Annotated in this window: 27 protein-coding genes; 26 read left to right on the forward strand and 1 reads right to left on the reverse strand. The window is 54.1% G+C overall.

The window, feature by feature from the left end; all coding sequences use genetic code 11:
* Nucleotides 1-32: 32 nt before the first annotated feature.
* Entirely contained in the window at nt 33-227 is a 195-nt protein-coding gene (locus JJU47_RS10865; RefSeq protein ID WP_024370076.1) for a DUF1128 family protein, read from the reverse strand.
* Between the two features lie 115 nt (nt 228-342).
* Between JJU47_RS10865 and smc the strand changes: the two genes are divergently transcribed.
* From smc to fliF, 26 genes are all read left to right on the forward strand, one after another.
* Entirely contained in the window at nt 343-3900 is a 3558-nt protein-coding gene (gene smc / locus JJU47_RS10870) for a chromosome segregation protein SMC (protein ID WP_228619262.1), read from the forward strand.
* Nucleotides 3897-4898 carry a signal recognition particle-docking protein FtsY gene (gene ftsY / locus JJU47_RS10875; RefSeq protein WP_228619264.1) on the forward strand — a complete coding sequence of 334 codons (1002 nt, stop codon included), beginning with the start codon at nt 3897-3899 and terminating at the stop codon, nt 4896-4898. Before smc ends, ftsY begins: the two co-directional genes overlap by 4 nt.
* Before the next feature lie 96 nt (nt 4899-4994).
* Nucleotides 4995-5318 carry a putative DNA-binding protein gene (locus JJU47_RS10880; RefSeq protein ID WP_228619267.1) on the forward strand — a complete coding sequence of 108 codons (324 nt, stop codon included), beginning with the start codon at nt 4995-4997 and terminating at the stop codon, nt 5316-5318.
* Nucleotides 5319-5329: 11 nt separating this feature from the next.
* The gene (gene ffh, locus JJU47_RS10885) at nt 5330-6670 is read left to right on the forward strand and encodes a signal recognition particle protein (protein WP_228619270.1); all 1341 of its coding nucleotides are present in this window, start codon (nt 5330-5332) and stop codon (nt 6668-6670) included.
* Nucleotides 6671-6751: 81 nt separating this feature from the next.
* Entirely contained in the window at nt 6752-7027 is a 276-nt protein-coding gene (rpsP, locus tag JJU47_RS10890) for a 30S ribosomal protein S16 (RefSeq protein WP_114165525.1), read from the forward strand.
* A gap of 52 nt (nt 7028-7079) precedes the next feature.
* Nucleotides 7080-7595: a ribosome maturation factor RimM gene (gene rimM / locus JJU47_RS10895; protein ID WP_228619272.1), complete on the forward strand. Its 516-nt coding sequence runs from the start codon at nt 7080-7082 to the stop codon at nt 7593-7595.
* Entirely contained in the window at nt 7585-8301 is a 717-nt protein-coding gene (trmD, locus tag JJU47_RS10900; protein ID WP_228619274.1) for a tRNA (guanosine(37)-N1)-methyltransferase TrmD, read from the forward strand. Before rimM ends, trmD begins: the two co-directional genes overlap by 11 nt.
* Nucleotides 8302-8415: 114 nt before the next feature.
* Nucleotides 8416-8769 (forward strand): 50S ribosomal protein L19, encoded by a 354-nt coding sequence (gene rplS / locus JJU47_RS10905; protein WP_015881369.1) that lies wholly within the window; start codon nt 8416-8418, stop codon nt 8767-8769.
* A gap of 79 nt (nt 8770-8848) precedes the next feature.
* A complete protein-coding gene (lepB, locus tag JJU47_RS10910; protein ID WP_228619276.1) occupies nt 8849-9394 on the forward strand; it encodes a signal peptidase I in 546 nt (181 codons plus the stop codon).
* Between the two features lie 12 nt (nt 9395-9406).
* Entirely contained in the window at nt 9407-10267 is an 861-nt protein-coding gene (ylqF, locus tag JJU47_RS10915) for a ribosome biogenesis GTPase YlqF (protein WP_228619278.1), read from the forward strand.
* 41 nt (nt 10268-10308) lie between these two features.
* Entirely contained in the window at nt 10309-11061 is a 753-nt protein-coding gene (locus JJU47_RS10920) for a ribonuclease HII (protein ID WP_228619281.1), read from the forward strand.
* A gap of 13 nt (nt 11062-11074) precedes the next feature.
* Nucleotides 11075-11917, forward strand: coding sequence for a hypothetical protein (locus tag JJU47_RS10925; RefSeq protein WP_228619283.1), 843 nt, complete (start codon nt 11075-11077; stop codon nt 11915-11917).
* Nucleotides 11914-12183: an EscU/YscU/HrcU family type III secretion system export apparatus switch protein gene (locus tag JJU47_RS10930; RefSeq protein ID WP_228619286.1), complete on the forward strand. Its 270-nt coding sequence runs from the start codon at nt 11914-11916 to the stop codon at nt 12181-12183. The genes JJU47_RS10925 and JJU47_RS10930 overlap by 4 nt, the downstream gene beginning before the upstream one ends.
* Nucleotides 12184-12294: 111 nt before the next feature.
* A complete protein-coding gene (gene sucC, locus JJU47_RS10935) occupies nt 12295-13455 on the forward strand; it encodes an ADP-forming succinate--CoA ligase subunit beta (protein ID WP_228619288.1) in 1161 nt (386 codons plus the stop codon).
* Between the two features lie 12 nt (nt 13456-13467).
* Complete coding sequence (gene sucD, locus JJU47_RS10940) at nt 13468-14385, forward strand: succinate--CoA ligase subunit alpha (RefSeq protein ID WP_228619290.1); 918 nt, start codon at nt 13468-13470, stop codon at nt 14383-14385.
* A 56-nt stretch (nt 14386-14441) separates the two neighbouring features.
* Nucleotides 14442-15230, forward strand: coding sequence for a DNA-processing protein DprA (locus tag JJU47_RS10945; protein ID WP_228619293.1), 789 nt, complete (start codon nt 14442-14444; stop codon nt 15228-15230).
* Between the two features lie 65 nt (nt 15231-15295).
* Nucleotides 15296-17392, forward strand: coding sequence for a type I DNA topoisomerase (gene topA, locus JJU47_RS10950; RefSeq protein ID WP_228619296.1), 2097 nt, complete (start codon nt 15296-15298; stop codon nt 17390-17392).
* Nucleotides 17392-18702, forward strand: a complete 1311-nt coding sequence (gene trmFO, locus JJU47_RS10955; protein WP_228619304.1) for an FADH(2)-oxidizing methylenetetrahydrofolate--tRNA-(uracil(54)-C(5))-methyltransferase TrmFO — start codon at nt 17392-17394, stop codon at nt 18700-18702. Before topA ends, trmFO begins: the two co-directional genes overlap by 1 nt.
* Nucleotides 18703-18888: 186 nt before the next feature.
* Entirely contained in the window at nt 18889-19770 is an 882-nt protein-coding gene (locus JJU47_RS10960; protein ID WP_228619306.1) for a tyrosine recombinase XerC, read from the forward strand.
* 11 nt (nt 19771-19781) lie between these two features.
* The gene (gene hslV / locus JJU47_RS10965; protein ID WP_228619309.1) at nt 19782-20330 is read left to right on the forward strand and encodes an ATP-dependent protease subunit HslV; all 549 of its coding nucleotides are present in this window, start codon (nt 19782-19784) and stop codon (nt 20328-20330) included.
* Nucleotides 20327-21697 (forward strand): ATP-dependent protease ATPase subunit HslU, encoded by a 1371-nt coding sequence (hslU, locus tag JJU47_RS10970; protein WP_228619311.1) that lies wholly within the window; start codon nt 20327-20329, stop codon nt 21695-21697. Before hslV ends, hslU begins: the two co-directional genes overlap by 4 nt.
* 37 nt (nt 21698-21734) lie before the next feature.
* Nucleotides 21735-22514: a GTP-sensing pleiotropic transcriptional regulator CodY gene (codY, locus tag JJU47_RS10975; protein WP_024370097.1), complete on the forward strand. Its 780-nt coding sequence runs from the start codon at nt 21735-21737 to the stop codon at nt 22512-22514.
* Nucleotides 22515-22786: 272 nt separating this feature from the next.
* Nucleotides 22787-23155, forward strand: a complete 369-nt coding sequence (flgB, locus tag JJU47_RS10980) for a flagellar basal body rod protein FlgB (protein ID WP_228619313.1) — start codon at nt 22787-22789, stop codon at nt 23153-23155.
* A 2-nt stretch (nt 23156-23157) separates the two neighbouring features.
* Nucleotides 23158-23589, forward strand: a complete 432-nt coding sequence (gene flgC, locus JJU47_RS10985; RefSeq protein ID WP_024370099.1) for a flagellar basal body rod protein FlgC — start codon at nt 23158-23160, stop codon at nt 23587-23589.
* A 13-nt stretch (nt 23590-23602) separates the two neighbouring features.
* The gene (fliE, locus tag JJU47_RS10990; RefSeq protein ID WP_024370100.1) at nt 23603-23887 is read left to right on the forward strand and encodes a flagellar hook-basal body complex protein FliE; all 285 of its coding nucleotides are present in this window, start codon (nt 23603-23605) and stop codon (nt 23885-23887) included.
* A gap of 21 nt (nt 23888-23908) precedes the next feature.
* Nucleotides 23909-25477, forward strand: coding sequence for a flagellar basal-body MS-ring/collar protein FliF (gene fliF, locus JJU47_RS10995; RefSeq protein ID WP_228619316.1), 1569 nt, complete (start codon nt 23909-23911; stop codon nt 25475-25477).
* Nucleotides 25478-25490 lie beyond the last annotated feature (13 nt).

A 25490-nucleotide genomic window follows, 5' to 3' on the forward strand; every position in this document is an offset into this window, starting at 1 on the left:
AGCCAAAAAAATTGGCTCACTTTTTCGTTTGGTCACGTCAATTGTCCGAGTTCTTCGACGATGCCGTCGACTTCAGAAATCGACAGTGATGACCGGTTCATCACGTAGTCGTAAATCTCTTTCACGGCGGTGGCGTCGGCGCGGTTATATTCTTCGGCTTTGATGGCGCCGCGATTGATGATGTTCATCTTGTCGAGAATCTCCTCGATCATTTGTTCGTTCGTCATGTGTCGTACCCCTTTCTACAGTTCTTTTTAGAATAGCATGATTCTAGCATTTTGACGAACTGTCAACTGTGGTAAAATAAACGAATGAATGCTTACTGAGGATAGGATGGTCACGATGCACTTAAAACGAATCGAACTCGCTGGCTTTAAATCGTTTGCCAAGCGGATTGAACTAGATTTCCGCCCCGGTGTCACCGCTGTGGTTGGACCGAACGGGAGCGGGAAATCAAATATATCGGATGCGGTGCGCTGGGTGCTCGGTGAGCAGTCGGCCAAGTCGCTCCGAGGCGCCAAAATGGAAGATGTCATCTTTGCCGGCAGTGAAGGCGAGAACCATCGGAACGTCGCCGAAGTGACGCTCGTCCTCGATAACACGGATGCGCATTTACGGCTGCCGTATGAAGAAGTGAGCGTGACCCGGCGTGTGTCCCGCAGCGGCGACAGCGATTACTTCATGAACAAAAAGCCGTGCCGACTAAAAGACGTCATCGACTTGTTCATGGATACAGGACTGTCCCGCGACGCGTTCGCGATCATCGGGCAAGGCCGGGTCGAACAAGTCATCTCCGGGAAGCCGGAAGACCGCCGCGCCGTCATCGAAGAAGCAGCCGGCGTCTTGAAGTATCGGCAACGCAAAAAACAAGCCGAGCGCAAGCTTCAAGACACAGAGTTGAACTTGTCACGAGTCGACGACATTTTGTACGAGCTGGCCGACCGTGTCGAACCGCTCCGTGAGCAAGCTGCGCTCGCTCGGGAATACCAAGTCGCGAAAGCCCGGCACGATGAGCTCGAGACAGGTATCCTCGGAGCCGAGATTGCCGAGCTCGGCGAGAACTTGACCGCCAGCCGGACCGGGCTCGAGACGGCGACAAGCGAAAAAGCAAAACAAAACACCGTGCTCGAGGCGATCGTCGCCGAACGGACCGAACTTGAGACGACGCTCGTCAACAAACGAGAAGAACTCGAGGCGCTCCATCACGAAGAACGGACACAAGCGACCGAACTCGAACGGCTCGTCGGTGAGATCAATTTGGCGCAAGCCCGTGAGGAACACGGTGCCGAGACGAAGGAACGGCTCGAACGGCAACAAGAAGAGTCGGCCGGCGAACTAGAGCAGCTAGACGTACGGCTACAGTCAGCGCGAGCGGACTTGGCATCGAAACGCACGGCACTCGAAACGATCGAATCGGCGCGAAGCGAACTCGACAAAAAACTCGAGGCCGCATCGCGTGATTTCGACGCGGAAATCGAGGCGCTCCAAAGCGAAGCGTTCGAACTCGCGACGACTCGGGCCACGCTCACGAATCAACAGAAGCGCGAAGAGCGGGATATCGAGCAGGCAAAAGAAGCGACCGAACGGTTGCTGCGGGAAAATAAAGATCGGCTTGACGTCCGGACGGAACAGACGGCCGTGCTCAATCAGGAACGAGAGCGTCTCGAAACGTCACGCGCGGCGTGGCAGCAACTGCTCGAGCGTGAAGACGAGCTCTCGGCCGAGGCGACGACGCTTCGCGACAAATTGACGCGGGCGGAACAGTCGTACCACGACCTCGACCGGCGCCGTCAAAAGACCGAAGACCGCATCGACATGCTCGAACGGATGAAACAATCGTATGAAGGCTACTTCCATGCGGTCAAATTCGTCTTGAAAGACCGTGGTCCCGGCGTGCTCGGGGCCGTGGCGGAACTGATTCAAGTGCTCCCGACGTACGAGGCCGCCATCGAGACGGCGCTCGGTCAGACGCAACAACACATCGTCGTCACCGAAGAATCGGTCGGACGCCGCGAGATCGACAAGTTGCGCCGGGCGAGTGCCGGCCGAGCGACGTTCGTTCCGATGACGACCGTCAAGGAGCGTTTCGTCCCATCCGAAGTCGTCCACCGGCTTGAAGCGATGGACGGATTCATTGGGGTCGCATCTGACCTAGTGTCGACAGAAGCGACGTATGACAAACTGAAACGTTCACTCCTCGGTGCGGTCATCGTCGCCAAGACGCTCGAAGTTGCGAACCGGATCGCCCAGACGACCGGATATCGCTATCGCATCGTCACGCTCGACGGGGATATCGTCAACGTCGGCGGTTCGATGACCGGTGGGAGCCGGAAACAAGGCGTCGCGTTGTTCACCCAGTCACGTGAACTCGATGATTTGAAACAAGGTCTCACACAAGGGCTCGCCATGCTTCACGAGCAACAGTTGCGCGTGACCGAGTATACGGAGGCACTCGGACGACTCGAGGTTGAACTTCAGGCGTTACGGGCGGAAAAACGAAACAACGAGAACGCTCTTCGGGAACGCGAAGCGGCATATCGTGAACTTGAACGCGTCAGTCAAGACGCGAAAGCACAACTAGAACTGTTTGACCACGAGATGAATCGATACGCGAAGACGATTGAGTCGTCGTCAGCAGAACTCGCGCGTCTCTCAGAAGAAATCGCTACGACATCGACAAAAGAGACAGCGCTCCGAAAACAACTCGAGTCGCTCCGGGTCGAACAAGCGAAAGGCGCCGAGACGACCGACGAACTGCGTGAGACGTTGCGTCAAAACGAACTTGACCGTCAGCGGCATACGCTCGAAGTGGAGCGGGTCGAGGCTGAAGCCGAACGGCTCGAGGATGAACGGTTGAAACTCGTCACAAGGATCGGCCAAGTCGAGGCCGAGCTCGCACGTCTCGCGAGCGGGAAAATCATCTCATCGGCCGAATTGCGCGTCAGCCATGAAGCGGCCATCGGACAAATGGAGACGCTCAAACGGCGAATCGATACCGAGACGGCCGGACTGAAGGCGCAAGAAGAGTCGCATCGCATCCTTCGCCAACGCGAGCAGCAAGCGACGGATCTGTTGCGCCGCCTTGACGCGGACGTTAGGAAAGCCGAGACGATGCTGAACGAGCTCGAGTTGAAACGGCAGTGGAAGCTCGATGCGCTCGAAGAACGGGGACTCGTCTTCGAACTTCTTCCGGCACTCGATCTGCCGCTCGAAGAGGCGCGCGAGGAGTTCAAGCTGCTCGTCCGCCAAATCGAGGAGATCGGGCCGGTGAACGTGAACGCGATTGAAGAGTTCGACATCGTCAACGAACGTTTCACGTTCCTATCGGAGCAACGCGATGACCTCGTGAGCGCCAAAGAAGATTTGTACGACATCATCTCGGAGATGGACCGCGAAGTGACGCGTCTGTTCAGCGAGACGTACACGTCGGTACGCAACCACTTCAAGCAGACGTTCAAAGAGCTGTTCGGTGGCGGCGAGGCCGATTTGAAATTGATTGACGACGGTGATCTGCTCAATACGGGAATCGATATCGTCGCGAAACCGCCAGGGAAGAAACTGCAAACGCTCAGCCTGTTGTCAGGCGGGGAGCGGGCACTGACGGCGATCGCTTTACTATTTGCCATCTTGAAGACGCGCCCGGTACCGTTTTGTGTCCTCGATGAAGTCGAGGCGGCACTTGACGAAGCGAACGTCCATCGCTTCGGCGAGTACGTGCGGACGTTGTCGATCGATACCCAGTTCGTCATCATCACCCACCGCAAAGGGACGATGGAGGCGGCTGACATGTTGTACGGCGTGACGATGCAACAAAACGGGGTGTCCGAGGTGCTTTCGGTCGAGTTGGCCGAAGCGAAGCGCGTCGTCGAGACGGAACAAGAGATGGAGGAATTGACTTGAGCTTTTTTAAAAAATTAAAAGATAAACTGACGACCTCGACACAAGAAGTGTCCCAAAAATTTACGGACGGGTTGACGAAGACGCGTGACGGGTTCGCAAGTGCCGTCAACGATCTCGTCTACCGCTTCCGGGAAGTCGATGAGGACTTCTTCGACGAACTTGAAGACTTGCTCATCCAAGCGGACGTCGGCGTGACGACGACGATGGACCTCGTCGAGGATTTAAAAGAAGAAGTGAAGCGCCGCAACTTGAGAGACCCTGAGGCCGTCCGTGATGCGCTCGTCGAAGTCGTGGCCAAACGACTCCAAGAAGACGAGTCGGAGCGGGAGTTGAACATGCAAGACGGGTTGACCGTCATCTTGTTCGTCGGGGTAAACGGTGTTGGGAAGACGACGACGATCGGTAAACTGGCCCATCAGTTGAAGTCAGAAGGTCGCTCGGTCATGCTCGCGGCAGGCGACACGTTCCGGGCCGGCGCCATCGACCAGCTCCAAGTGTGGGGCGAACGGGCCGGCGTCCCGGTTATCCGTCAGGCGGAAGGGTCTGACCCGGCCGCGGTCGTCTTCGATGCCGTCCAGGCGGCGAAGTCGCGCGGCGTCGACGTCCTCATTTGTGACACGGCGGGCCGTCTTCAAAACAAGGTCAACTTGATGAAGGAGCTTGAGAAAGTGAAGCGCGTCATCGAGCGGGAAATCCCGAACGGACCGCACGAAGTGCTCCTTGCTTTGGATGCAACGACGGGTCAGAACGCGATGATGCAAGCGAAAGCGTTCCAAGAAGCGACGAACGTGAGCGGGATCGTCTTGACGAAACTCGACGGGACGGCAAAAGGCGGGATCGTGCTCGCGATTCGAAACGAGCTCGATATCCCGGTCAAATACGTCGGTCTCGGCGAGAAGATTGATGATTTACAACCGTTCGACCCGGAACAGTTCGTGCTCGGACTATTCGGGGACGTATTTGAAGAAAAAGCACAACCAAACGATGACCTCGCCTGACTTTCACTGTTAAGAAAAAAACTTGACAAGAGGTTAGGACGGCTGTACTATTGGTAGTTGTAAAGGGATTTCACTTAACATGTGGAGGTGGAACGGATGTCGCTCGAAAAGACGAATCGAATGAATTATTTATTCGATTTTTATCAAGCGCTTCTCACGCCGAAACAGCGCAACTATATGTCTCTTTATTACCTAGATGACTTTTCGCTCGGAGAGATTGCGGAAGAGTTCGAAGTCAGCCGTCAAGCGGTCTACGATAACATAAAGCGTACTGAAATGATGCTCGAGCAGTACGAGGAGAAATTAGAGTTGTTCACGAAACACGAACAGCGTCAACTTCTGCTCCAGACGCTCAAACGTCAAGTCGAGCTTTCACCCGACGCGACGGAGACAATTTCGGCGCTTGAGAATTTAGAGTAGGGGGCTGAAGCATGGCATTTGAAGGATTATCAGAACGATTGCAGGCGTCACTTGCGAAGATGCGCGGCAAAGGAAAAATCTCAGAGGCTGATGTCAAAGAGATGATGCGTGAAGTTCGCCTCGCGCTCCTTGAAGCCGACGTCAACTTTAAAGTCGTCAAACAGTTCGTCAACGACGTGAAAGGACGGGCCATCGGCCAAGACGTCATGAGATCGTTGACGCCAGGACAACAAGTCGTCAAAATCGTTCACGAAGAGCTAACGACTTTGATGGGTAGCGATGTCGTCCCGATCACCTTTAGTTCGAAACCGCCGACGGTCGTCATGATGGTCGGATTACAAGGTGCGGGGAAAACGACGACGACCGGCAAGCTAGCGAACTTGATTCGCAAAAAGCATAACCGGAGTCCGCTCCTCGTCGCGGCCGATATTTATCGTCCCGCGGCCATCAAGCAGCTCGAGACGCTCGGCAAACAGCTCGATTTACCGGTCTTCTCACTTGGCGATCAAGTGAAACCGGAAGAGATTGTGACGAAAGCGCTCGAGCACGCCAAAACAAATCATCACGATTTCGTGTTGATAGATACGGCCGGTCGCCTTCACATTGACGAGACGCTCATGGGTGAGCTCGAAAACGTGAAAGCGATCGCCAAACCAAATGAAATCTTCCTCGTCGTCGATGCGATGACGGGACAAGATGCGGTCAACGTGGCCGACAGTTTCAATGAGTTGCTCGGGATTACCGGGGTCGTGCTCACAAAGCTCGACGGAGACACACGCGGAGGGGCAGCCCTTTCAATTAAGGCAGTCACGGGAGCGCCGATTAAATTCGTCGGTCTCGGTGAAAAGTTGGATGCCCTCGAACCTTTCCATCCGGAACGCATGGCGTCACGGATTCTCGGAATGGGAGATGTGCTCACGCTCATTGAAAAAGCCGAGTCACAGATGGACCAAGATGCCGCCAAAGAGCTCGAGAGCAAAATGCGCGATGCATCGTTCACGTTCGATGATTTTATCGAGCAATTGGGTCAAGTGAAAAACATGGGCCCGATTGATGAGTTACTTTCGATGTTACCTGGTGCAGGTAAGATGAAAGGGTTGAAGAACGTCCAAATCGACGAGAAACAACTCGATCACGTCGAGGCGATCATCCGCTCGATGACGAAGCATGAGCGCGCGAATCCAGAAGTGCTCAACGCGAGTCGTCGTAAGCGAATCGCAAAAGGAAGCGGTCGCTCCATCCAGGAAGTGAACCGTCTCATCAAACAGTTCGACGACATGAAGAAGCTGATGAAGCAAATGTCGGGACAAATGAAAGGGAAGAAAAAAGGCCTCGGTCTTCCATTCTTCTAATAAAACTTTTGTCAGTCGGACGAAAAAGCAGTATACTATTAAAGTTGTCAATTCTTAAACACATGATGGAGGTATATTACCATGGCAGTTAAAATTCGTCTCAAGCGCATGGGCGCAAAAAAATCACCTTTTTACCGGATCGTTGTCGCTGATTCACGTTCACCACGTGATGGCCGCTTCATCGAGCAAGTAGGACACTACAACCCGGTTGCAAAACCTGAAGCAGAAGTTCGCATCGACGAAGAACTCGCTCTCAAATGGTTGGCAGACGGCGCTAAGCCATCTGACACAGTTCGTAACTTGTTCTCTAAAGCAGGGATCATGGAGAAATTCCACAACGCGAAAAACGCGAAGTAATGCTGTGGCCGACCTTTTATGGGGTCGGCCTATTTTTGTGAGGAGGGATACAATGGATTGGTTGTACGTTGGAAAGATTGCCAATACGCACGGGTTAAAAGGGGAGCTGAAAGTGCTCGCCGCCACCGATTTCCCCGAGGAGCGCTTTAAAAAGGGCAGTACGCTCTATCTGGACGTCGACGGTAAGAAGATGCCGTTTGAAGTGACGACGTATCGTCCGCACAAACAGTTCCATCTCGTCACGTTCAAAGGGCTCGAGAACATCAACCTTGTCGAGAAGTATAAAGGGATGAAGCTGTACGTCCATGCCGAGCATGTGCATGAGCTTCCGGAACATGAATTTTATTACCATGAGATCATCGGCTGCGAGGCGATCGTCGACGGGAACGTCATCGGCGTCGTCGACGACATCTTTGAGACAGGCGCGAATGACGTCTGGGTCATCAAGCGCCCTGGCAAACCGGACGCGCTCATCCCGTACATCGAGTCGGTCGTAAGTGAGATCGACGTGGATGCGAAGCGTGTCATCATCACCCCGATTCCGGGAATGATCGACGATGAAGATTGATGTCTTGACACTTTTCCCCGACATGTTCGCCCCGCTCGACCATTCAATCGTCGGACGGGCGCGCACGATCGGACAACTAGAAGTGAACTACATCAATTTCCGTGACTATTCGACGAACAAGCATCAGAAAGTCGATGACTATCCGTACGGCGGGGGAGCGGGCATGTTGCTGACGCCCCAACCGATCTTCGACGCGTACGACGCGATCGAGAAGACGCGGCCCCGGGTCATCATCACGACACCTACGGGCCGACCGTTCACCCAACGTGTGGCCGAGGAATGGGCGAAGGAAGACCATCTCATCTTTTTGTGCGGTCATTACGAAGGGTTCGACCAACGGATTCATGATGAACTCGCGACAGACGAAGTGTCGATCGGGGACTTCGTCTTGACCGGCGGTGAACTCGCGGCGATGGTCATGATCGATGCGACGGTCCGCCTGTTGCCTGACGTCTTAGGGGCCCAGGCGAGCCATGAGGACGATTCGTTCTCGACCGGACTGCTCGAATACCCGCATTACACGCGTCCTGCCGACTTTCGCGGCTTGAAGGTGCCTGACGTCTTGTTGTCGGGCAATCATGCGAAAATCGAGACGTGGCGCCGGGAGCAGTCGCTGTTGCGGACGCATCGGCGCCGGCCCGATTTGCTCGAGCAGGCCGGATTGACGGAAACCGATAAAAAGTTTCTCGAGTCGTTGCGCGATTGAACAATTTATGCTATGTTTGAGCATGTGGGTTAACCCCGCCGATTACCGATGTTCCGCTATTGGATGCCTGGGCATATGAAGATATGAACATTGAAGAAAAAGGAGAATACATTCATGAACACACAAAAACTGTTCCGTGAAATCACAGAAGAACAATTCAAATCGGACGTACCTGCTTTCCGTCCTGGTGACACAGTACGTGTCCACGTTAAAGTCGTAGAGGGAACGCGCGAGCGTATCCAGATCTTCGAAGGCGTAGTCATCAAGCGTAAAGGTGGCGGCATCAGCGAAACATTCACAGTCCGTAAGATCTCTTACGGCGTAGGTGTTGAGCGTGCATTCCCGCTTCACTCACCACGTGTCGCGCAAATCGAAGTCGTTCGTTACGGTAAAGTCCGCCGTGCGAAACTTTACTACCTCCGCAACCTTCGCGGTAAAGCAGCACGTATTAAAGAAATCCGTCGTTAAGATGGGGATTAAGCTTGTCGCTTGCGACAAGCTTCTTTTTTTCTAGTACAATAAGTTCAAACGGACAGAGGAGTGAGGCATGTTGAAAGAAGTGTTCAGTTGGATTAAGGCGATCGTTGTAGCGCTCGTCATCGCGTTCGTGATCCGGACGTTCATCTTTGTACCTGTCATCGTCGAAGGCGAATCGATGATGCCGACGCTCCAAAATGCCGATCGTATGATCGTCAGTAAGATCTCGAACTATATCGGAGAGCTCGATCGTGGGGACATCATCGTCTTCCATGCGACCGAATCGAAAGATTACATCAAACGCGTCATCGCCATCCCTGGCGACACGCTTGAATATCGTGACGATACGCTCCTTTTGAACGGGGAGGCGGTCGAGGAGCCGTATTTGGACGATTTCCGCGCCCAAATGAACGGATTCCCGCTCACTGAGAACTTTACGCTTGAACAAGTGACGGGCGAGTCGGTCGTCCCGGACGACCATTACTTCGTCATGGGTGACAATCGACAAAACTCGAAAGATAGCCGAGAAATCGGTCTCGTCTCGAAAGAGGATGTCGTCGGCAAAACGAACTTCGTGTTCTGGCCGCTAGACGACTTCGGGACGGTAGAAGAATAAGGTGGTGTTTTTTTGGCAATTCAATGGTTTCCTGGCCACATGGCCAAAGCAAGAAGACAAGTAACAGAAAAAATCAAGCTGATCGATGTCGTCATCGAACTCGTCGATGCACGTGTCCCGCAGTCGAGCCGAAACCCGATCGTCGATGAGATCACGGCGGGCAAACCGCGGCTCATCGTGCTCAATAAAGCCGACATGGCCGATCCTGTCGTGACGGACGCTTGGCTCCAAGCGTTCAAGCGTGACGATGTCGAAGTCGTCGCCGTCGATTCGAAGCATAGCAAAGGCTTGAAGCAGCTCATGACGGGCGCCGAGAAGCTCATGAAAGAAAAGCACGACCGCATGCGCGAGAAAGGCCGCAACCCTGGCCCGATCCGTGCCCTCATCATCGGTATCCCGAACGTCGGGAAGTCGACGCTCATCAACCGTCTCGCCGGACGCAACATCGCCATCACGGGTGACCGCCCGGGTGTGACGAAGCGCCAGCAATGGATTAAGATGAAAGGCGGCGAGATGGAGCTGCTCGATACACCGGGAATTTTGTGGCCGAAGTTCGAGGACCAGCTCGTCGGCTATCGCTTAGCGGCGACAGGGGCGATCAAGGACGAGATCTTGAACTTGGACGATATTGCCATGTACACGGCACGCGAGCTTCGGGCGCGGTATCCGGAACAGTTGAAGGACCGCTTCAAACTCGATGAGTTGCCGGAGGACGCGGTCGAACTGCTTGAACAGATCGGCAAGAAACGCGGACTCATCAGCGGCGGCTACGTCGATTTTGAGAAAGCGAGCGAATTGTTGTTAAACGAGTTGCGTCACGAAAAGATCGGTCGAATCTCTCTTGAGACCCCGGCCGACCATGAGATGGCGTGAAGCCCTGTGCAAACAGGGCTTTTTTGGATAGGAGGCACAATGTGACGATTCAACAGATTAAACAACGGCTTCAGACCGTCCGATATGAGGAGTGGGAAGACGTGAAGCGCGAGCTAGGCAATGACCCGAGAACCGGGGTGCAAGCGCTCCTACGGCAACGTGAGCGTCGTTTCGAGGCCGATCAAGCGCTCCGTGACGACTTTGTCCGCCGGTCCAAGCACGAAGCGGCGCTTCGGGCGGATGGATTCGTCCGGGTCGCCGGCGTCGATGAAGTCGGCCGGGGACCGCTCGCCGGACCGGTCGTCGCGGCAGCGGTCATCTTGCCGGAAGGATTTTATAGTCCCGGCCTCAACGATTCGAAGCAGATGACGAAATCGGCGCGAGAACGGGCATATTCGGAAATTCTCGAGCAAGCGGTCGTCGGGGTCGGAATCGTCGACGCGCCGACGATTGATCAAATCAACATATATGAAGCGACGAAGCTCGCGATGATGGAGGCGGTCCGTCGGCTCGACGGTGTCGACGCGCTGTTAGTCGACGCGATGACACTCGACCTCGACACGAAGCAGACGTCGCTCGTCAAAGGCGACACGTTGAGCGTCTCGATCGCGGCGGCGAGCGTCGTCGCCAAAGTCATGCGTGACAAGATGATGGAAGACTATGCCGTCTTGTACCCGGGTTACGGTTTTGAACGGAACGCGGGCTACGGGACGAAAGATCATTTGACGGGGCTTGCGGAACACGGGATCACACCGATTCACCGGAAGTCGTTCGCCCCGATCAAACATATGTGAAGGAGGGAGCCGGATGCGGATCGACCACCAAGGGGTCATGCCGTTCAAAGTGACCGAACAAACCTCACGGCCGTTGCTTCTCGGCAACACGGTCGTCGGTCGGGTGCTGCAACTGTTGCCTGGCAATGAGGCGGTCATGCAACTGCCGCAAGGGCTGTTCCGTGTCGGGGTGAACGCCGACGTCAAAGAAAACGTGACGTATAAGATGGTCGTCACCGAGCTCGAGCCGAAGCTCGTCTTAAAAGTCGTGCCGCAAGCGCCGGACGGACAAACGGTCCGCTCGCCGCTCGCTTTGCTCACGACCGAACTCGCCCGTCTCGCCAGGCAACCGCTCGACACACCGGAACCGCTCAAGGCGCAAGGTCAAAAACTGCTTGAGAGCGGGGCCGGGGCCGACTTGAAGCAGTTGGTCGGTGACTTGTTCAAAGTAAAAGGGGACGCGAAGTTCGAGCAGTTCGTCAAGGCGCAGGAGACGTTCAATGCGGTCCAGACGCCGCCGTTTGTCGCTCACTCATTTCACATACCGCATTTGGGGCCGTTTGAACACGTGCGGTTTCGTCTCGAGGCGCCGAAACGGGATATGGTCGACTCAGACCATGCCCGCATCGTCTTGTTTCTAGAGACGCCACGGTACGGTGAGACGGGCATCGACTTGCTCGTGCAAAAGCGACATATCACGGTGAAAGTGTTCAATGAAAGACATGACCTTTCCCCGTTCGTTCATGCCTATGAGCCAGTGCTCGGCGCGGCGCTGAAGGCAAACGGCTACGAGCTTTCCCGATTCGTCTTCGAAGATCAAGTAGAGTCGGTGCCAGAAGTGTTCGCACCGCTTGGAAAGGTGGACCGGCGCATATGACGGAACGAAAACAAGCGATCGCCTTATCGTATGAGCAATCGATGGAGTCACCGCGTGTCGTGGCCAAAGGCGGCGGGCTCGTCGCCGAGCGGATGCTCGCGCTCGCGCAAGCGAACGGTGTCCCGATCCATGAGGACCCGGCTCTCTTGTCTCTACTCGGTGCGTTGCACATCGAAGAGCACATCCCGGACGACTTATATCAAGTCATTGCCGAGCTGTTCGTGTTTCTTTATCAGATGGAACAAGACAAAATCAAGGATGTCTAGAGGTAGATGTGAAAAAAAGATGAAAAGTTAAAGCAAGAACGATAGACAGCGCTTTCAGTTTTTCGTTACAATAGACGTGCCGATATTAAAGGGGACTAAGGGGGAAATGAAATGAATATCCATGAGTATCAGGCAAAAGAACTGCTTCGTGCGTTTGGTGTGGCCGTACCTACGGGCTATCCGGCGTTTACGGTTGAAGAGGCAGTTGCCGCCGCCGCCAAGCTTGACGGCGAACTGAAAGTAGTCAAAGCACAAATCCACGCAGGGGGCCGCGGTAAAGCCGGCGGTGTCAAACTTGCGAAGACGGATGAAGAAGTCAAACAGTATGCAGCAGAGATTCTTGGCAAGACGCTCGTCACGCATCAGACAGGACCTGAAGGTAAAGTCGTTCAACGTCTCTACATCGAAGAAGGTTCTGCCATCGATCAAGAATTTTACTTAGGACTTGTGCTTGACCGTTCGATCGGCCGAATTGTCATCATGGGTTCATCTGAAGGTGGTATGGACATCGAAGAAGTCGCTGAACATACACCGGAGAAGATTCATAAAGAAATCGTCGACCCGGTCGTCGGACTTCGTCCGTTCCAGGCTCGCCGACTCGCGTTCAAAATGGAAGTACCGACGAAACTCGTCAACAAGTTCAGTGACATGGTCATGAAACTGTACAAAGTATACGTCGAGACGGACTGCACGATCGCGGAAATCAACCCGCTCGTCACGACGAAAGACGGCAACGTCATCGCCCTCGACGCGAAACTCAACTTCGACAGCAACGCGCTCTACCGTCATTCAGACATTCTCGACCTCCGAGACACGACAGAAGAAGACCCGCGTGAAGTCGAGGCGTCAAAACACGACCTTAGTTACATCGCGCTCGATGGGAATATCGGATGCCTCGTCAACGGAGCCGGGCTCGCCATGGCGACGATGGATATCATCAAGCACTACGGCGCCGAACCCGCCAACTTCCTCGACGTAGGCGGCGGTGCGACGAAAGAGAAAGTAACCGAAGCGTTCAAGTTGATCTTGTCGGACGACCAAGTAAAAGGTATTTTCGTCAACATCTTCGGAGGAATCATGAAGTGCGACATTATCGCTGAAGGCATCGTCGCGGCGACGAAAGAGGTTGGCCTCGACTTGCCTCTCGTCGTGCGCCTTGAAGGAACAAACGTGGATGCGGGAAGACGCATTCTCGATGAATCTGGACTTGCGATCACTTCTGCGACCTCGATGGATGATGGGGCAGAAAAAATCGCGGCACTCGTTCGATAAGGGGGAAACGACATGAGTATTTGGGTGAATCAAGATACAAAAGTGATCATTCAAGGGATCACGGGGAAACAAGGTCTGTTCCACGGCGAACAGATGTTAGCGTATAACACGAAACTAGTCGGAGGGGTCACGCCGGGCAAAGGCGGTACGACCGTTCTCGATAACGTGCCTGTCTTTAACACCGTCTCTGATGCGGTCGAAGCGACAGGTGCGAACGCATCAATCATCTACGTGCCACCGGCGTTTGCGGCTGATTCGATCATGGAAGCAGCGGACAGCGGCATCGAGTTGATCATCTGTATTACAGAAGGCATCCCGGTCATCGACATGATTCAAGTAAGCCGTTATCTCGAAGACAAACCAACTCGCTTGATCGGTCCGAACTGCCCGGGTATCATCACACCAGGCGAAGCGAAACTTGGCATCATGCCAGGTTATATCCACACGAAAGGTCACGTCGGCATCGTGTCACGCTCAGGGACGCTCACGTATGAGGCGGTCCATCAGTTGACGACGGCCGGCATCGGTCAATCGACGGCGGTCGGCATCGGGGGCGACCCGGTCAACGGAACGAACTTCATCGACACGCTCAAAGCGTTCAACGAAGACGACGACACGAAAGCCGTCATCATGATCGGTGAGATCGGTGGAACTGCCGAAGAAGAAGCGGCCGAATGGGTGAAAGCGAACATGACGAAACCGGTCATCGGCTTCATCGGCGGTCAAACGGCTCCAGAAGGCAAACGGATGGGCCATGCGGGCGCCATCATCTCGGGCGGTAAAGGTACCGCTGCCGAGAAAATCAAGACGCTCAACGCCAACGGCATTGAAGTCGCCGAGACACCAGCTGTCATCGGAGAGACACTCATCCGCGTGTTGAAAGAAAAAGGTTTATACGAAGCTTGTGTCACGGGCCAACCGACGACGTAAGCCGAATCGGTCAGAGGGATGAATCTTCATCCCTCTTTCTTATAAAGGAGATTGTGATGAATCAAACAATTGCCCGTTTTGCAGCCGAACGGTTGCCTGTCGAGTTCGTCCATCACTACTTGTCCGGTTCTCTCGATCTTTATCACACCGCGCCTTCCGTCTCGAGAAAGGTTGAACGGGCGCTGCGGAGCACGCAGACGTACCGTCACTTTATCACGTGGGAAGACCCAATTTTCCCGGAGCGGTTGTTACACATACCGAATCCGCCTTACTGTTTGTTTTACCGAGGAGATTTAGAGGTACTACAAGAAAGAACGACCGCATTGGTCGGAAGTCGTGAATTGAATCGTATTAGCCGTCCGCTCGTCGAATATTTACATCCTTTAATAGAAGAAACTGTCTCGATTTCAGGTGGTGCGATCGGCATCGACGGGCTCGTGCATGAACTCGCGCTGTCGCTTCAACGTCCGACCGTCGCCGTGCTCGGATCTGGTTTTATGCACCTCTATCCGACCGCCCATCAAGAATTGTTCAGAAACATCGAGCGGGGCGGTTTGTTGCTCAGCGAGTATGTCCCTGAGACACCCGTGAAGAAATTTCAATTTTTAGAACGGAACCGTCTCGTCAGCGGACTCGGTGACCGACTCGTCGTCGTGCAAAGTCGCCAGCAGAGCGGGACGATGAACACGGTCGGTCATGCGCTCGAGCAAGGGAAAACGGTGTTCGCGGTTCCGGGAAGTCCGCTCGATCCGCTCGCTGCCGGGCCGAACCGACTGATCGAAGAAGGTGCGATTCCATTGACGAATCCCGATCAAATTGTGAACGATCTCATGATTGCACGTTGACAAATCATCGAGAACATGAATATTATGGTAGGGATTTAAATGACCTCTAAAAGGGGAGCAGATGTATGGCAAAATATTTGGTGATCGTCGAATCACCTGCGAAAGCAAAAACTATTAAACGTTATTTAGGATCGAATTACACGGTCAAGGCCTCGATGGGTCACGTCATCGATTTACCGAAGAGTCAACTCGGTGTCGACGTCGAGCATGACTTCGAACCGAAGTATATTACGATCCGTGGAAAAGGGCCGGTCTTGAAAGAGTTGAAGACGGCCGCTAAAAAAGCGACGAAAATATTCCTCGCGGCTGACCCGGATCGCGAAGGGGAAGCGATCGCATGGCATTTGGCCCGTGCCCTCGGTGTCGATGAGACGACGGAATGTCGTGTCGTCTTCAACGAGATCACGAAAGATGCGATCAAGGAATCGTTCAAGCACCCGCGTAAAATCAATCACGACCTCGTCGACGCGCAACAGGCCCGTCGGATTTTGGACCGCCTCGTCGGATACGGGATGAGTCCATTGTTATGGAAGAAAGTGAAAAAAGGATTATCGGCCGGACGTGTCCAGTCGGTAGCCGTCAAAATGATCATCGACCGCGAACGTGAAATCAACGCCTTCGACCCGGAAGAGTATTGGACGATCAAACTTACCCTCAACCATGACGGTGAGACGTTCGAGACATCTTTCTACGGGAAAGACGGGAAGAAGATGGAACTGAAGACAGAAGCGGACGCGGACAAAGTGCTCGAGACGATCGGGGATTCGTTCAAAGTCGTCGACGTCACGAAAAAAGAACGGAAACGAAATCCATCGCTTCCGTTCACGACGAGTTCACTCCAACAAGATGCGGCGCGTAAGCTCAACTTCCGAGCCAAGAAGACGATGATGCTCGCACAGCAACTGTATGAAGGGATCGACCTCGGTAAGAAAGAAGGAACGGTCGGTTTGATCACATACATGCGTACCGACTCGACCCGAATCTCAGATTTGGCGAAAGCGGAAGCGAAGTCGTACATCGAATCGACGTTCGGCGAAGAGTATGTCGCCTTACAGAAACAAAAAGAGAAGAAGGCGACGAACGCCCAAGACGCCCACGAAGCGATTCGCCCGACTTCCGCTTTACGTGACCCGGCGACGATGAAGCCGTACTTGTCACGCGACCAGCTCCGGTTGTACAAACTCATCTGGGAACGCCTCGTTGCGAGCCAGATGGCACCGGCCGTATTGGACACGGTGAAAATCGATGTGGAATCGAACGGCATGATTTTCCGTGCCAACGGATCGACCGTCAAATTCCCAGGTTTCATGAAAGTGTATATCGAGTCGAAAGATGAAGATATCGAGGACACGAACCCTGAGAAAGAAGGGTTGCTCCCACCGCTTGAAGTAGAGGACACGGTCGCATTCGATACGATCGAACCGAAACAACACTTCACGCAACCGCCGCCGCGTTATACGGAAGCACGTCTCGTCCGGGCGATGGAAGAGCTCGGCATCGGTCGCCCGTCGACGTACGCCCCGACGCTCGATACGATTCAAAAGCGCGGTTATGTCGTGCTAGAAGAGAAGAAGTTCGTCCCGACCGAACTCGGGGAACTCGTCATCGAGATGATCAACGAGTACTTCAATGATTTCATTACCGTCCAGTTCACGGCGGACATGGAGACGCTCCTCGACTCGATCGAGAATGAGGAAGTCGCATGGACGGATGTCGTGGCCCCGATCTATCGCAGTTTCGAGAAACGGTTGAAGCGTGCAGAATCGGAAATCGAGAAAATCGAAGTGAAAGACGAACCGGCCGGAATCGACTGTGAGATTTGTGGATCACCGATGGTCATCAAGATGGGACGTTACGGCAAGTTCATGGCATGTTCTGGTTTCCCGAACTGTACGAACACGAAGCCCGTCCAAGTCGAAATCGGTGTCCCTTGCCCAAGTTGCAAAGACGGCCAAGTCGTCGAGCGACGCAGTAAGAAAGGCCGTCTGTTCTATGGTTGCTCGAACTATCCGGACTGCGAGTTCGTCTCGTGGGATAAACCGGTCGCGAAACCTTGTCCGGAGTGCGGCAAGATGATGGTCGAGAAGAAAATCAAGGACGGCGTCAAATATCAATGTACGAACTGTACCCATACCGAGGTACATCAGCAAGAGGAGGATTAATGTTGCAACAGCGTGTAACTGTGATTGGGGCCGGCCTTGCCGGCTCCGAGGCGGCTTGGCAACTCGCGAAACGCGGGATCCAAGTCGACTTGTATGAAATGAGACCGGTCCGTCAGACACCGGCACACCATACCGATCAATTTGCGGAACTCGTCTGCTCGAACTCGCTTCGGGCGAACGGCCTGCAAAATGCAGTCGGTGTATTGAAAGAAGAGATGCGCACGCTCGACTCGCTCATCTTAAAAGCGGCGGACACGGCGAGCGTCCCTGCCGGCGGCGCACTCGCCGTCGACCGCCACGACTTTGCCGGGTTCGTCACGGACACCCTTAAAAACCATCCGAACGTGACCGTGCATAACGAAGAGATTCAAGAAATCCCAGACGGCATCGTCATCGTGGCGACTGGCCCGCTCACGTCTCCGGACTTGTCGGCGTCACTGAAGGCGTTCACCGGGGAAGACTACTTGTACTTCTACGATGCGGCCGCGCCGATTCTTGACGGTGAGACGATCGACCGGGAAAAAGTTTATTTGAAATCAAGGTACGACAAAGGAGAAGCGGCTTATCTGAACTGTCCAATGACAGAAGAAGAGTTCGACGTCTTCTACGATGAACTCGTCAAAGCCGAAGTCGTCCCGCTCAAAGAGTTCGAGAAAGAAATTTACTTCGAAGGTTGCATGCCGTTCGAGGTGATCGCGCAACGCGGCAAGAAGACGCTTCTGTTCGGACCGATGAAACCGGTCGGACTCGAAGACCCGAAAACGGGCAAACGCCCGCACGCGGTCGTCCAGCTCCGTCAAGACAACTCGGCGGGTACCCTCTTCAACTTGGTCGGTTTCCAGACACATTTGAAGTGGGGCGAACAAAAGCGAATCATCCAGCTCATCCCTGGTCTTGAGAACGCTGAGATCGTCCGCTACGGCGTCATGCACCGGAACACGTTCATCAACTCACCGAACTTGTTGAAACCGACTTACCAGGCGCGCACGCGCGACACGCTCTTCTTCGCCGGACAAATGACTGGCGTCGAAGGCTACGTCGAGTCGGCCGCTTCAGGTCTCCTCGCGGGAATCAACGCAGCGAAACTGATTCAAGGCGAAGAACTCGTCGTCCTCCCACGCGAGACGATGCTCGGTTCGATGGCGCACTACATCACGACAACGGACGGAAAGCACTTCCAACCGATGAACGCTAACTTCGGTCTCGTGCCTTCCCTCGAAGATGCACCGAAAAAAATGAAGAAGCAAGAACGTTACGAGAAGTACGCGAACCGTGCCCTCGAAACGATTCAACAGTATAAAGAGATTTAAGGGAAAGGAGCCATTTTTTGGCTCCTTTTTCATGAATTTAAATTTCAATTGTGTAATTTGTACAACACTTTGAAAATTTTCAGATTATTGAAGGGGTTTCTATTGTCACCTCCGATTCTGTATGCTATGCTAATTTCGATTTGACGGGAACAGGCGTTTTTATGCCAAAAACAAGGGGGCGAGCGAATGGGATTCGGCGAGGATCAACAATCATTTTTACGCTATTGCCAAGTCGAACGACGACTGTCGCCTCACACGAAACGCTCTTATGAGCAGACGCTCGACCAGTACGCCGCATATTGCCAATCGACACATCTCGAACCGTATGATGTGGAGTCGGCGCGGCGTTATTTATATGCGCTTTATGAGGCCGAGGCTGCGGCCTCGACCGTGTCGCAAAAAGTGTCTTGCCTGAAACAGTTCGGGAAGTTCGTCGCACGTGAGAACGGGGGCGAGCCGCTGTTTCATGGCTTGACGTCACCGAAACGCCGCAAGACGATTCCGACGTTTGCCGTACCGAGCGAGATTGAACAATTGCTCCTCTTGGCAGCGGAGGAGAGCGACCCGTTTTTGCAAGCGCGGGACGTCGCCATCATCGAGATGTTGTACGGCACCGGCATCCGTGTCGCTGAGCTGTGCGGGATGGATGTCTCGTCATACGATGCCTCGCTCGCTTTCGTCCACGTTATCGGAAAAGGGAAGAAAGAGCGCTACGTTCCGATCGGCCAGTACGCCAAGGCAGCGCTCGACCGATACTTGCAAGTCCGGGAAACGCATGTTGGGGCACAGGAAACGGCTTTATTTCTCAGTCAAAAAGGGAATCGAGTGACAACAGACCAAATTCGTTACATGATGAAGCGGCTCAGAAAACGGGGCGGTCTTCAGAAGCCGTTGACGCCACACTCGCTCCGTCACAGTTTCGCGACCGACATGCTCGAGCGCGGTGCGGACTTGCGTGCCGTCCAAGAACTGCTCGGCCATGAGTCGTTGTCGACGACAGGCAGATACACTCACGTCTCGACGGAACGACTGCGGGCGGTCTATCAAGCTACACATCCGAGAAAGTAGGGGGTCATACTATGTTCCATGCAACAACGATTTTCGCTGTCCGTCATGAAGGCAAAGGCGCGATGAGCGGCGACGGGCAAGTCACACTCGGCAACGCCGTCATCATGAAGAACAAGGCGAAGAAAGTGCGCCGGCTCTACGGCGGTAAAGTCGTAGCCGGATTTGCCGGCAGCGTCGCTGATGCGTTCACACTATTCGAAAAGTTCGAGTCGAAGCTTGAGATGTATAACGGCAACCTTCCTCGGGCGGCCGTCGAACTCGCGAAAGAGTGGCGCGGTGACAAGATGCTTCGTCAACTCGAGGCGTTACTCATCGTCATGGACGACGAGCATCTGTTGCTCGTCTCTGGAAACGGGGAGGTCATCGAACCGGATGACGGGATTCTTGCCATCGGCTCGGGCGGGAACTACGCCCTTGCGGCCGGCCGGGCGCTCGTCCGGTACTCACCGGAGAAGTCGGCCGAAGAGATTGCCCGGGCCGCTCTCGAGATTGCCGGAGAGTTGTGCGTCTATACGAACGACCAAGTCATCGTAGAAACGATCGGAGGCGATTCAAAATGAAACGTGAATTGACACCACGCCAAATCGTGTCGGAGCTAGACCGGTTCGTCATCGGACAAAAAGATGCGAAGCGGGCAGTCGCGATTGCGCTTCGCAACCGCTACCGTCGTCAAAAACTGAGTGCGGACTTGCGCGACGAAGTCACGCCGAAAAACATTTTAATGATCGGACCGACCGGCGTCGGGAAGACCGAGATCGCCCGTCGGCTTGCCAAGCTCGTCGGAGCGCCGTTCATTAAAGTCGAGGCGACGAAGTTCACCGAGGTCGGCTACGTCGGCCGTGACGTCGAGTCGATGGTGCGTGACCTCGTCGAGGCATCGGTTCGTCTCGTCAAAGAAGATAAGAAAGAAGGCGTGAAAGACGAGGCGGAGGCCGCTGCGACAGAACGAATTCTCGATGCGTTGCAAGGGAAAGCCAAAGCCGAACCGACCACGGCCAACCCGTTTGAGGCGTTGTTCGGCGGACAGGCGCAAAAGCCGCAAGAACCGTCAACCGAGCAAGCATCTGACCGCTCGCAACTGCGCCGTTTACTCGAGCTCGGTGAGTTAGAGGACCGCTTGATCGAGGTCAACCTCGAAGAGAAACAGACGGTTGACTTGTTCCAAGGCCAAGGGATGGAAGGATTGTCGAATCTGCAAGACATGCTCGGCCAAATCGTCCCGAAAAAGCGGAAGAAACGGAAGCTTCCTGTCCGGGAAGCCCGACCGCTCATCGTCGCCGAAGAGGCCGAGAACTTGCTCGACATGAATGAAGTCCATGACGAGGCTGTACAGCGCAGCGAACAAATGGGGATCATCTTCGTCGATGAGATTGATAAGATCGCCACGAAATCGCAAGACCACGCCGGTGTCTCCCGTGAAGGGGTACAACGCGACATCTTGCCGATCGTCGAAGGTTCGACGGTCGTCACGAAGTACGGACCGGTCAAGACGGACCACGTCCTCTTCATCGCGGCTGGCGCGTTCCACATGGCGAAACCATCCGATCTGATCCCGGAACTTCAAGGACGTTTCCCGATCCGCGTTGAATTGAGCAGCCTGACCGAAGAAGACTTCGTGAAGATTTTGACGGAGCCGTCCCAGGCGCTTATTAAACAGTACACGGCGTTGCTCGAGTCGGAAGAAATCGGCGTCGAGTTCACGCATGAGGCGATTGAAGAGATCGCGAGGATCGCCACGCACGTCAACCGGGAGACCGATGACATCGGCGCGCGTCGCCTGTATACGATCATGGAGCGCGTGCTCGAGGACTTGTCGTTTGAGGCGGCCGATATGCCGCAGACGAGCGTTCAAATCACGCCTGCCTATGTAAAAGAGAAAGTCGGCTCGATCGCTGAAGATCGAGACCTTAGCCAATATATACTATAAGATTCTGTATGCACATACAGGGAGGAAAATTAGAATTATGAACTTACTAGATAAAACACGCCAATTGAACACGATGCTTCAACAAGAGGCGAGCGCACATGTCGACTTTAAAGAAATGGCCGACAAGATGCGTGAAGTGCTTGAAGCGAACACGTTCATCGTCAGCCGTCGCGGCCGTCTGCTCGGCTTCGCGATCAAACAACAAATCGAGAACGAACGCATGAAGGCGTTCCTCGTCGACCGTCAGTTCCCAGAACCGTACGCGTCGAACTTGTTCAACGTGAAAGAGACGACGGAGAACATCGACATCGACAGCGAATATACAGCCTTCCCGGTCGAGAACCGCGAACTGTTTCTCGAGTCGAAAACGACGATCGTCCCGATCATCGGAGGCGGAGAGCGTCTCGGCACACTCGTCCTCGGCCGTTTGAACAACGAGTTCACACAAGACGACCTCGTGCTCGCAGAATACAGCGCGACGGTCGTAGGGATGGAAATCTTGCGTGAGAAGGCGGCGGAAGCCGAGGCGTCTGCCCGGAAGAAAGCGGTCGTTCAAATGGCGATCAACTCCCTCTCGTATTCGGAACTTGAAGCGATCGAACATATTTTCGAAGAGCTCGGCGGTAATGAAGGGCTGTTAGTTGCTTCCAAAATTGCCGATAGAGTGGGAATTACTCGTTCGGTCATCGTCAACGCGCTCCGTAAGCTCGAGAGTGCCGGCGTCATCGAATCTCGTTCCCTTGGAATGAAAGGAACGTATATTAAGATATTGAATGATAATTTCTTGTTTGAATTGCAGAAGTTGAAATCGAATTGAAATAGACAAATCTCTGCTAAAGAAGTGTGATAACACCAAGGCAGACTATGGATTAGGTCTATAAACCCGTTCTTTCTAACGAAAGAGCGGGTTTTTTAGTGCAAAAGTAATTATTTTCAGAATATGTCGTAAATTCGACAAAATAAGGAGACACCATTTACCTGTTTTCCTAAAAATATCTTTCAGAACTGTTACAGATTTGTTTCAATGTAATAGTAGAATTTCCAAATAAGGTATATACATGCATCTTTATGAGAAAGTGAGTGAGCGGCATGAACTGGATTGGCACCGACTATCAATTGATGAAGCAAGCCATCAACCATTCGGTCATGAACCAAAAAGTGATCAGTCATAATTTGTCGAATATCGATACCCCGAACTTCCGGGCGAAACAAGCCGTCTTCGAGCAGACGTTGTCGAACGAGATGCGCTTGAAACTTGCCGGAGGACGTCCGAGTGAACGAGCGGGCACACAAATCGTGGACCGTGCCGGTGGTGCGATGCGAAGTGACGGGAACAACGTCGACCTCGATTTCGAGATGAGCGAGTTGGCCCGCAATCAGTTGCAATATGAAGCGATGATGGAGCAGCTCAACCGCCGGCTCGGCGGATTGAAGACTGTGATCCGAGGAGGCCGTTAACGATGGGTATGTTCGATAGTTTTCATATTTCGGCCACCGCACTGACGTCACAGCGACTGCGCATGGACACGGTGTCGGCCAACATCGCCAACGCCCAGACGACACGCGGCAAGCTCGTCGATGGGGAGTGGCAGCCGTATACACGAAAGATGACAGTGTTGCAGGAAGCGCCGTTCCAAAAACAATTGGCAGGCGCCGTGAAGGGCGGGGTGCAAGTCGCACGCATCGTCGAGGACGAAGCCCCGTACAAGCTATCTTACGACCCGAGCCATCCGGATGCGGACGAGCGTGGGTACGTGCAGTTGCCGAACGTGGACTTGCTGAAAGAAATGGTCGACCTGATGGGCGCCACTCGCTCGTATGAGGCGAACATCGCCGCGATGAACGCGACGAAAGCGATGCTCGTCAAAGCAATGGAAATTGGTAAAGGATAAGGAGTGACGAGTTATGCAGATTAATCCGGTTTCAATGATTGGAACTCAACCGACCACGCTTCCGAGCGTGAAGGATACCCCATCTCAGTTTGGATCGTACTTGAACGAGGCGATGCGGTCGTTGAACGACGTGCAACAAGCGACGAGCGCGGCTCGGGCTGACTTGGCCGTCGGCAAGGCGGACCTTCACCAAGTGATGATTCAAAGCGAAGAGTCGTCGATTGCGATGCAACTCGCGATAGAGGTGCGGAACAAGGCTGTCGAAGCTTATCAAGAAATGATGCGAATGCAAGTTTAATGTAGAGGATGACGAGTTGCGATGAATGATAAGTTAAAAGAACGATTCAGTTCACTGACCGGTTCGATCAAGGAGATGCCTGCGAACCGCAAAATCTTTTGGGGCATCGTCATCGCCGGCGTACTTCTCGTCGCGGTGGTCCTCACTATGTTACTCGCTCGGCCGAATATGGCGCCGCTGTATACAAACTTGTCGGCACAAGAAGCGGGAGAAGTGACGGAAAAACTGACGGCCGACGGTGTGAAGTCAGAGATCAAGGCGACATCGAACGGTGTGAGCGTTTACGTACCGAGTGAACGGGTCGACCAGTTGAAAGTAAACTTGGCGGCAGCCGGTATCCCGAAATCGGGTGCCATCGATTATAGCTTTTTCAGTGACAACGCCGGTTTTGGAACGACAGACCGGGAGATGGCCGTCATCGAGCGGAGTGCGATGCAAACCGAGCTCGAACGATTGATTACGCAAATCGAAGGCATCAACCAAGCGAAAGTCATTATTTCCTTGCCGGAAAAATCAGTGTTCTTGGCTGAAGACCAAGGCGAGCCGACGGCGTCGATCGTCTTGAACCTCGGGGCCGGCACGAGTTTGGAGCCGGCGACGGTCAAAGGGTTATACCACTTGATCAGTAAGAGTGTGCCGAACTTGAAGCCGGAGAACATCTCGATCATGGACCAATACTTCACGTATTACGACTTGGACCAGTCGACGATGGCCGGAGGCGGTTCGTCTGACCCGCTCGCCTTGAAGCGCCAAGTCGAGAAAGATGTCCGTCAACAAATTCAGCAGATGTTGTCCGTGCTGCTCGGTGAGCGGAGCGTCCTCGTATCGGTCACAGCCGATATCGATACGACGCAGACGGCAGAAGAACAAAATCTTGTCACCCCTGTCAACGAAGACAGCATGGAAGGCATCGTCACGTCAGCCGAACGGATCGCTGAAGCGTACACGGGCGGTACCGGAACGACGACTGCGGCGGGAACGGCTGAGAACGACACCGTTAACTTCCCGGCCGCGACCGGAAACGGGACCGAAGAGAGCGAGAAGAACCACGAGATCATCAACTATGAAGTGAACCGCATTACGAAACAAATCCAAAATGCGCCGTACACGATTCGCGACCTCGGCGTCCAGCTCATCGTCGAGCCGCCGAACGGTGCGACGACGATCGACCCGCAACTTGAAGGCGACCTTGAGACGATGATGTATTCGATCATCCGGACGTCGCTCGCCAAGACGGGGGAGGCGCTCACCGAGGTCGAGCTCGAACAAAAAGTCGTCGTCGTCTCACGTCCGTTCGCCGAAACGCAAGAAGCGGCCACAGTCGAGCAACCGACGCAGTGGTGGATGTATGCGGCTGCGGCCGGTGCCGTCCTGCTTCTCGCCCTCGTGTTCTTCGCACTCCGGAAACGGAAACAAGAACCGCTCAGCGAGACGAACGAATGGGAAGTACCGTATGAGGACGAAGTGCCGGACCTCGATCTCGAAGAGCGGGGCGAAGGCGCCGTCAAGAAGAAACAGTTGGAGAAATTGGCAGAGAGCAATCCAGAAGAATTCGCCAAGCTTCTTCGCACTTGGATGTCTGAGGAGTGAGTACCGTGAACTA

Source organism: Exiguobacterium sp., assembly GCF_020832205.1.
Lineage (GTDB): Bacteria > Bacillota > Bacilli > Exiguobacteriales > Exiguobacteriaceae > Exiguobacterium.

Bases quoted from the DNA above. Each gene is read 5' to 3' on its own strand.
- sucD (WP_228619290.1), top strand. From the start codon at position 13,468: ATGAGTATTTGGGTGAATCAAGATACAAAAGTGATCATTCAAGGGATC.
- ffh (WP_228619270.1), top strand. From the start codon at position 5,330: ATGGCATTTGAAGGATTATCAGAACGATTGCAGGCGTCACTTGCGAAG.
- rplS (WP_015881369.1), top strand. From the start codon at position 8,416: ATGAACACACAAAAACTGTTCCGTGAAATCACAGAAGAACAATTCAAA.
- fliF (WP_228619316.1), top strand. From the start codon at position 23,909: ATGAATGATAAGTTAAAAGAACGATTCAGTTCACTGACCGGTTCGATC.
- JJU47_RS10945 (WP_228619293.1), top strand. From the start codon at position 14,442: ATGAATCAAACAATTGCCCGTTTTGCAGCCGAACGGTTGCCTGTCGAG.
- JJU47_RS10880 (WP_228619267.1), top strand. From the start codon at position 4,995: ATGTCGCTCGAAAAGACGAATCGAATGAATTATTTATTCGATTTTTAT.
- sucC (WP_228619288.1), top strand. From the start codon at position 12,295: ATGAATATCCATGAGTATCAGGCAAAAGAACTGCTTCGTGCGTTTGGT.
- flgC (WP_024370099.1), top strand. From the start codon at position 23,158: ATGGGTATGTTCGATAGTTTTCATATTTCGGCCACCGCACTGACGTCA.
- hslV (WP_228619309.1), top strand. From the start codon at position 19,782: ATGTTCCATGCAACAACGATTTTCGCTGTCCGTCATGAAGGCAAAGGC.
- rpsP (WP_114165525.1), top strand. From the start codon at position 6,752: ATGGCAGTTAAAATTCGTCTCAAGCGCATGGGCGCAAAAAAATCACCT.
- smc (WP_228619262.1), top strand. From the start codon at position 343: ATGCACTTAAAACGAATCGAACTCGCTGGCTTTAAATCGTTTGCCAAG.
- flgB (WP_228619313.1), top strand. From the start codon at position 22,787: ATGAACTGGATTGGCACCGACTATCAATTGATGAAGCAAGCCATCAAC.
- trmFO (WP_228619304.1), top strand. From the start codon at position 17,392: ATGTTGCAACAGCGTGTAACTGTGATTGGGGCCGGCCTTGCCGGCTCC.
- JJU47_RS10925 (WP_228619283.1), top strand. From the start codon at position 11,075: ATGCGGATCGACCACCAAGGGGTCATGCCGTTCAAAGTGACCGAACAA.
- JJU47_RS10930 (WP_228619286.1), top strand. From the start codon at position 11,914: ATGACGGAACGAAAACAAGCGATCGCCTTATCGTATGAGCAATCGATG.
- codY (WP_024370097.1), top strand. From the start codon at position 21,735: ATGAACTTACTAGATAAAACACGCCAATTGAACACGATGCTTCAACAA.
- hslU (WP_228619311.1), top strand. From the start codon at position 20,327: ATGAAACGTGAATTGACACCACGCCAAATCGTGTCGGAGCTAGACCGG.
- JJU47_RS10960 (WP_228619306.1), top strand. From the start codon at position 18,889: ATGGGATTCGGCGAGGATCAACAATCATTTTTACGCTATTGCCAAGTC.
- trmD (WP_228619274.1), top strand. From the start codon at position 7,585: ATGAAGATTGATGTCTTGACACTTTTCCCCGACATGTTCGCCCCGCTC.
- topA (WP_228619296.1), top strand. From the start codon at position 15,296: ATGGCAAAATATTTGGTGATCGTCGAATCACCTGCGAAAGCAAAAACT.
- JJU47_RS10865 (WP_024370076.1), bottom strand. From the start codon at position 227: ATGACGAACGAACAAATGATCGAGGAGATTCTCGACAAGATGAACATC.
- rimM (WP_228619272.1), top strand. From the start codon at position 7,080: ATGGATTGGTTGTACGTTGGAAAGATTGCCAATACGCACGGGTTAAAA.
- fliE (WP_024370100.1), top strand. From the start codon at position 23,603: ATGCAGATTAATCCGGTTTCAATGATTGGAACTCAACCGACCACGCTT.
- lepB (WP_228619276.1), top strand. From the start codon at position 8,849: ATGTTGAAAGAAGTGTTCAGTTGGATTAAGGCGATCGTTGTAGCGCTC.